At 73.0% G+C, this 1,758-nt stretch carries 2 protein-coding genes; both read left to right on the top strand.

The window, feature by feature from the left end; translation table 11 throughout:
• Positions 1–503 (top strand): histidine phosphatase family protein (locus ACTUAL_RS22140; protein WP_440901589.1); only part of this gene is annotated, 503 nt, incomplete at its 5' end.
• A gap of 382 nt (positions 504–885) precedes the next feature.
• Positions 886–1,758 (top strand): DUF222 domain-containing protein (locus ACTUAL_RS22135; protein WP_440901588.1); only part of this gene is annotated, 873 nt, incomplete at its 3' end.

The raw sequence follows: 1,758 nt of genomic DNA, 5'->3' as shown, positions 1-1,758 counted from the left end.
GGCACACGTCGACGACCGACCTCCCGCTGCTGCCGGAGGGGGAGGAGGCGGCGCGCGCGCTCGCGCCGCGCCTGGCCGACGTGGTGTTCGCGCAGGTGCTCTCGTCCCCACGCCAGCGCGCCCGGCGTACCGCCGCGCTGGCCGGCTTCGCCTCGGTCGAGGTCGACGAGGACCTCGTCGAGTGGGGCTACGGCGACTACGAGGGCCGCACCACCGCCTCGATCCGCGAGACCGTGCCCGGCTGGTCGGTGTGGACCCATCCGACACCGGGCGGCGAGACCGCCGCGTCGGTGACTGCGCGGACGGACCGGGTGGTCGCCCGGGTCCGCGCCGTCGACGGCCCCACGCTCGTCTTCGGGCACGCCCACGGCCTGCGCGCCCTGGCCGCCCGCTGGCTCGACCTCGACGTCACCGAGGGCCGGCACCTCCGCCTCGACACCGCCACGATCTCCGGGCTCGTGTGGGAGCGGGAGTCGCCGGTCGTGCTGCGCTGGAACGCCTAGCGCTTCTCGGTGGTTGAGGTGCGAGGCGCGCTAGCGCCGAGCCTCGAAACCACCGCACTTGTCGGCGGGCTGCGGGTCCGCTTGCATCGGCCGCCGTCAGGCAGCAAAGCGGGTGAGGTCCGCGCGGGTCGGGCTCGCCTCCCGGCCTGCGGGCCGCCGGCTTCGCAGACTTACAGGGATAGGTGGTCACCGCAGTCAGCGGTCACCGGGACGCTGGTTGCGGCGGCCTGTCGGCTTTCCGGTGCGCTGGGGTCGACCGTGGTGGCCCGGGCCGTGGCACGACACCGCGGCCAGGAATTCTTTACCTTCGAAATCGTCAGATCCCTGTGGATACGGGCTTCTGAGGCCCACCACTGTCGGTGGTCGGTGTTTGAGTGGATCCATGGCAGCCACCACCAGCACCCGCGCCGATGAGGTGCTGGTCGCTGCCCGCGACACCGCCACGGTGATCGCTGAGGCGCAGGTGGAGCAGCTGGTGCAGGCGGTGCAATGGGCCGAGCTGCACCCCGGTGACCCCGACCCCGAGATCGAGTGGGGCAGGCAGGCCCCCGAACTGGCCGGCGCGGGCGCAGTCACGATCGACGAGTCCGCGGTCGCCGAGTTCGCGTTGGCGATCGGGATGAAGCACGAAGCCGGCGCCCGCCTCATCGGCGACGCCCTCGAGCTGTCCTCCAGGTTGCCCCGGATCTGGGCCCGCGTGCTGGCCGGTGAGGTCGCGGTGTGGCGGGCCCGCAAGATCGCCCAGGACACCCGCACCCTGTCCTACGACGCGGCCGCCGCGGTCGACCAGAGGCTCGCGATCGTCGCCGCGCGGTGTTCGTGGGCCGAGCTCGACCGCCAGATCGAGAAGGCGCGGGCGGAGTTCGACCCCGCGGAGGCCGAGCGCCGCCGGGTCGCCGAGGCCGAGCAGCGGTGTGTGCGGGTGGAGTACCGCGGCATCAACGCGGATGGTCAGGTTCCCATCAGCGGCTGGGCCGGCCTCGCCGACGCGGTCGCGTTCGACCAGTTCCTCACCGCCAAGGCCGCCGCCCTCGACCCGACTCTGCCGCTGGACGTGCGGCGCTCCATGGCGCTGGGGATGGTGGGCACCGGTGATCCGGCACAGCGTGAGCTCGTGCTCTACGCCCACACCCGCCCCGGGGAGGCGATGGTCGAGGTGGAGAACACCCGGTCCGTGGTCACCCCCGAGCAGGTCAAGGAGTGGTGCCAGGAAGCAGGCACCCGGGTCACGGTCCGGCCGGTGCTGGACCTGGCC

The sequence above is a fragment of the Actinosynnema sp. genome (assembly GCF_052038725.1).
Note: the sequence above shows the minus strand (reverse complement) of the source record. Positions and strands in the feature narration are given on the sequence as shown.